This is a genomic window from Streptomyces sp. NPDC059696 (genome assembly GCF_042733745.1).
Taxonomy (GTDB): Bacteria; Actinomycetota; Actinomycetes; order Streptomycetales; family Streptomycetaceae; genus Streptomyces.
In genome coordinates, this window is record NZ_JBHWFG010000062.1 from 14,287 (window position 1) to 19,587 (window position 5,301).

Here is a 5,301-nt window from a genome sequence, read left to right on the forward strand (position 1 = left end):
GGGGGGGGGGGCGCGCCCCCCCCCCCGGCCCCCCCCCCACCCCACCCCGGGTGGGGGACCTCCCGCGTGCGCGCCCGAGACCGGTGCTCAGGTGCGCCGGGAGTGCGCGTGTACGGCGGTGCGGCCGACCGCCGCCGCCAGTTTCCGCAGCCGGCGCCAGTCGAGGCGCGGGGGCGCCTCGGGCACTCCCGGACGGTCACGCGGCACCCGGACGCGCAGGGCGCGGCGTGCGATGCGGCAGTGGACCGGGGACGGCATGACGACCGGCTCACCGTCGAGGCCGACCTCCAGCTCCGGCGTGTCGGCGTCGACGACGACGCGCTGGGCGGTGAGCACGGTCAGCCCCTCCGGGCGCGGGGACAGCAGGAGTTCGGCCGCCTCCACGGCACTGTCCACCCGTACGGCGAGCACGCCGAGCCGCCCCGAGTTGAGCCGCTCGCGACGGCCGAAGCCGAAGGGGTCGTCCATGCGGTAGGCGTTGTTGCTGACCAGGATCGCCTGCGGATCGGCGACGGTGGTGCCGTCGGCGGTGGCCGTCAGGCGCGGGCCGCTCTGCCGGGTGAGCAGGTCGGGCAGCCGGTCCAGGGCGGCGCCGACCTTGTCCTCGCGATAGCCGGGGCTCTGCACGACGGCCCCGTACACGCCGAACGAGGCGTTGTTGACGAAGGGCCGGTCGTCGGCGAAGCCGAGGTCGACGCGGAGTTCGACGCCGTCGGTGAGGGCGTCGAGACAGGCGGCGGGGTCGTCGCGGTCCAGGCCCAGGTCCATGGCGAAGTGGTTGCGCGTACCGGCGGCGATGACGAGGAACGGCAGTCCGTGTTCCGCGGCGACGGCGGCGACCAGGGCCTGGGTGCCGTCGCCGCCCGCGACGCCCAGGAGGTCGGCTCCGTCGGCCACGGCGGCCTTGGCCAGGGCGGTGACGTCCTGGTGCTGCTCCGGGTCGAGCAGCACGACCTGGGCGCCCAGGGACTCGGCCTTCTCCCGCAGGTTGAACTTCTCGACCTTGCCGCCGCCGGAGCGCGGGTTGAGCAGCAGGAAGGGGCGCAGGGGCGGCGGCGTGCGGTACTCCTTCACGCGTACGGTCCGCAGGCCCGTGCTGCGCAGGGCGTAGCGGCCGCTCCAGACCGCCCCGCACCACAGGAGCAGGGACACGAAGACCACCCAGAGCAGATTGGCGGTGGCGAAGAGGGTGATGAGGCCGACGGGCGCGATGACGGCCAGCGCGGCCGACGCGATGCGGACCACTCCGCGCCGCGACAGCACCCACCAGAGGGCCGCCGCCGTCAGGGCGAGGCCCGCGAGGCCCGCCACGAGCAGGAGCAGACCTCGCAGACCGCCGGAGACGAGCGGCAGCAAGGCCGCCAGCGCGGCCGCTGTCAGGGCGCCCCGGGCGGCCCACCTCTGCCGGCGGTGAAACCGCTCGTCCATCGCCGATCCCATCTCGTCCCTCCGCTCGAAGGCCGGCGCGGACGGACGTCCGAGACCGCGTCCCGCCGCGACCATGGTGCCCGTCGGCACGTCGGCTCCGCCACCGCCATCCCGGACGACTCCGCCGCCGTGGGGTACGCGGGACGTGAAGATCCCCGGGGCGGAGCCATCCGTAGCGTACGCGGCCCCGCGGGCGCGGGTCCGCGCACCGGCCCGGATCGGCCGGCCGGCTCACTCCTTCTCGACGCTCTCGCCCTTGACCTGTTCAGTCTCATTACGCAACTCTGTTTCGGCAATCCCTGTCGACGAGGAGGCCGGCACGCGATGGAGTGGACGGGCGCGCGGTACGCGGATCAACCGACGGTCGAGGTGACGACATGGGTCGCCGCTCCGCCGGGGAGAGTGTGGGCACTGGTGTCGGACGTGACACGGATGCCCGAGATGAGCGAGGAGCTGCAGTCCGCGCGGTGGGCCGGGGACGCGTCCGGTCCGGCCGTCGGGGCCCGGTTCGTCGGCCGGAGCAGGCACGAGCGGTTCGGCGAGTGGGAGACGGTCTCGACGGTGGTCGCGTGCGAGGCGGAGCGCGTGTTCGCCTGGGCGGTCGGAGATCCCGCGGAGCCCAGCGCCCTGTGGCGGTTCGCGCTGGAACCCAGGGACGGCGGCACCGAGCTGTCGCAGTGGATGCGCATGGGGCCCGGGCGCTCGGGCCTGTCGTTCGCGATCGACGCCATGCCGGAGAAGGAGCAGAAGATCGTGTTCGTACGGCTGCGGGAGTTCGAGCGCGGCATGACCGCCACGCTGGAGCACATCCGGCGGCGGGTGGAGGCGTGATGCGCGCGGCGACGACCGTCGAGGCGGCGGCCCTCGGCTCCTGGACCCGGCAGGCCGACTTCGTGGTGGAGGCGGAGAAGCTGGGGCTGGACATCTGCTGGGTGGCCGAGGCCTGGGGTTCCGACGCCCCCTCCGCGCTGGGCTTCTACGCGGCCCGCACCGAGCGCATGCTGCTCGGCTCCGGGGTCATGCAGGTCGGCACGCGCACACCGGTCGCCCTGGCGCAGACGGCCATCACCCTGTCGAACCTGTCCGGCGGGCGGTTCCTGCTCGGGCTGGGCCCGTCCGGCCCGCAGGTGATGGAGGGCCTGCACGGGGTGCCGTTCGCCCGTCCCCTGGCGCGGGTGCGCGAGACGGTGGAGATCGTCCGGCAGGCGGTCACGGGCGGCAAAATCGCCTACTCCGGTTCCGAGTTCGGCATTCCACTGCCCGGCGGGGAGGCGGTCCCGATGCGCCTGTCCCTGCGCGCCGAACACCCCGTTCCCGTCTATCTGGCGGCGCTGTCGCCCGCCATGCTGCGGCTGACCGGGCAGGTCGCGGACGGGTGGCTCGGCACCAGCTTCGTCCCGGAGGGCGCCGGCGAGGCCTACTTCGCGCCTCTGGACGAGGGGCTGGCCGCCGCCGGCCGTGACCGCGCCAACATCGACGTCTGCCAGGGCGCCGAGGTCGCGTTCGCCCGGGACGAGGAGGCGCTGGCCGCGATGGTCGCGGGCCGGAAGAAGGAACTCGCCTTCAGCCTGGGCGGCATGGGGTCCGCGTCGACCAACTTCTACAACCGTGCCTACAGCCGGCAGGGCTGGGCCGAGGTGGCCGAGGAGGTCCGCCGGCGCTGGCAGGCCGGTGACCGCGACGGTGCGGCCGGGCTCGTCACCGACGAGATGGTGCTGGCCACGACGCTCATCGGCACGGAGGAGATGGTGCGGCGGCGCCTGCGCGTCTGGTGCGACGTCGGGGTGGACACGGTCCGCCTGTACCCGGCCGGCGACACCCTCGACGACCGGCTCGACACGCTCGGCCGGGCGATCGAACTGGTCCACGGGACCCGGGCCGACGGGACGGGCGGGTAGGCTCCCCAGGCTGATCGCCGGCCGACGCGAACGACCAGGCGGCTCCATGCGGGCCGCGGCCACTGTGACAGCGCCGGGCGAGGGGCTGAGCGCCGGCCGGTGAACACCCCTCGCCAGCCGGACCTTTCCGTTGGATTTCCGGCGGCAAGCGGCCGAGAGGGACGAATCGTCACACCGGGGGTTGACGGGGCGGAGCCGGGCTCGGCCTACTGGAAGCGCAGCCGGCCGTGTCGGGGGTCTGGTCCGGTGCCGGCCCTGAGGGCGAGTCAAGTCCGTACTCCCCCGCCGGAACGCAGGTCAGGGGTCTGATGGTGCGGCGACGTTGGGCAGCGATGGTGGGCCTGGTGGCCTGTCTGCTGGTGCTGCACCTCGCCGTTCCCGGGCTCGCGGGCGAGGGGCGCCCGGCCGCGGCGGTCACGGCAGAGGTGGACGCGGCGCTTCCCGGCGCGGCCTCGGGCGACGGGGCCGAGGGCGCGGAGGAGCCGTGTCCGTGCGAGGACGAGCCGTCGGTCCGGCACCCGGCGGCACGCACGCCGCGCAGCGCGGGGGCGGCGAGCGCCGGCCCGGTGCCGGCCGGGGCGGCCGTGGCGGGCCGGAGCGGCACGAAGCCGCGCCCCGCCGGCCCCCTCCTGTGTCCGGGGGCGGCGGCATCCGCCCCGAGCGCCGCACGGTCGCGGACGTTGCGCTGCTGAGAGACGGCAGTACGCCCAGCGCCTGCCCCCGTGCGGCCTGAGTACTGCCCGGGCACCGCGTCGCGGTGATGTGCAGGCCTTCATGTGTCCCCATGCCGATGACACAGGAGGCAGAGTTGCCTGGAAAGCGCGTTCTCGTTCTGCGGCCGGACGAACTCGGCCCGAGCGACCGGAAGATGTGGCGGGAGATCCGGACGGAGTGCGGCGCACCGGCGAACCCCTTTCTCGACCCGGCGTTCACCATGGCGGTGGGGCGGGTCAGGCCGGGTGCCCGTGTGGCGGTGCTGCAGGACGACGGATCCCCGGTGGGGTTCTTCCCCTACGAGGTGGGGGCGTGGGGCCGGGGCCGGGCCGTGGGGCTGGGGGTGTCCGACAGTCAGGGAGCCGTGTTACGCCCGGGGATCAGACCGGACGCCCGGAGGCTGCTGCGGGTGTGCGGGCTGTCGTCCTTCGAGTTCGACAACCTGGAGGCCGGTCAGGGGGTGTTCTCTCCGCACGCGGTCGAGGAGCTCGCCTCCCCGGTGGTCGACCTCGTCGGGGGCTTCGAGGCGTACACGGACCACCTGCGGGCGCGCTCGCCGGGCTTCCTCAGACAGACCCTGGCCAAGGAGCGCAGGCTGGCCCGGCAGGTCGGCGAGGTGCGGTTCGTGTACGACGCCCGGGACCCGGGGGCGCTGCGGGCGCTGATGGCGTGGAAGTCGGCCCAGTACCGGCGGACCGGCCGCCGGGACCGCTTCGCGCAGGAGTGGATCACGCGGCTGGTGGGGCTGCTCGGCGAGAGCGAGGAGCCGGAGTGCCGCGCCGTGCTGTCCGTGCTGTACGCCGCCGGGCGGCCGGTTGCCGCGCACCTGGGGCTGCGCTCGCGCACGGTGCTGTCCTGGTGGTTCCCGGCGTACGACCGGGCGTACGCCAAGTACTCCCCCGGGCTGGTGCTGCAGTTGCGGATGCTTCAGGCCGCGGCGGCCGACGGTATCGAGACCGTCGACCTGGGCAGCGGCCCGGCCCGCTACAAGGAGTCGCTCAAGACCCGCGACCTGCGGGTGTACGAAGGGGCGGTGGTGCGGCCGGTGCCGGGTGGAGCCGTCCACTGGCTGGGCCGCGAGCCCGCCCGGGCCGCCCGCCGCTTCGTCCGCGGCCGGCCCCGCCTGGCGGGCGCCGCGGCACGGACGCTCGAGGAGGTGGGCCGCCTGCGCGGCGGCTGATGCCGGGCCGGGGGCCCCGCGCCCCCGCCCCGCCGGGGGGCGCCCGCGCCCCCCGGCGCCGGCGCCCGGGCCCGGCCGCCC

At 75.2% G+C, this 5,301-nt stretch carries 5 protein-coding genes; 4 read left to right on the forward strand and 1 reads right to left on the reverse strand.

The genetic code is table 11. The features are described 5' to 3' along the window. Positions 1-87: 87 nt before the first annotated feature. Positions 88-1,440 (reverse strand): diacylglycerol/lipid kinase family protein, encoded by a 1,353-nt coding sequence (locus tag ACFV20_RS35870; protein ID WP_385665191.1) that lies wholly within the window; start codon positions 1,438-1,440, stop codon positions 88-90. A 312-nt stretch (positions 1,441-1,752) separates the two neighbouring features. Here ACFV20_RS35870 and ACFV20_RS35875 point away from each other — a divergent pair, with 312 nt between their 5' ends. The 4 genes from ACFV20_RS35875 to ACFV20_RS35890 all read left to right on the forward strand — a co-directional run bounded on the left by ACFV20_RS35875 (position 1,753) and on the right by ACFV20_RS35890 (position 5,220). After that, positions 1,753-2,259: an SRPBCC family protein gene (locus ACFV20_RS35875; RefSeq protein WP_385665179.1), complete on the forward strand. Its 507-nt coding sequence runs from the start codon at positions 1,753-1,755 to the stop codon at positions 2,257-2,259. Then, positions 2,259-3,326, forward strand: a complete 1,068-nt coding sequence (locus ACFV20_RS35880; RefSeq protein WP_385665182.1) for an LLM class flavin-dependent oxidoreductase — start codon at positions 2,259-2,261, stop codon at positions 3,324-3,326. The genes ACFV20_RS35875 and ACFV20_RS35880 overlap by 1 nt, the downstream gene beginning before the upstream one ends. A gap of 308 nt (positions 3,327-3,634) precedes the next feature. Then, on the forward strand, positions 3,635-4,018 hold the full coding sequence (locus tag ACFV20_RS35885) for a hypothetical protein (protein ID WP_385665185.1): 384 nt from the start codon (positions 3,635-3,637) through the stop codon (positions 4,016-4,018). Positions 4,019-4,116: 98 nt separating this feature from the next. Beyond that, positions 4,117-5,220: a GNAT family N-acetyltransferase gene (locus tag ACFV20_RS35890; protein ID WP_385665188.1), complete on the forward strand. Its 1,104-nt coding sequence runs from the start codon at positions 4,117-4,119 to the stop codon at positions 5,218-5,220. The last annotated feature ends 81 nt before the right edge of the window (positions 5,221-5,301 follow it).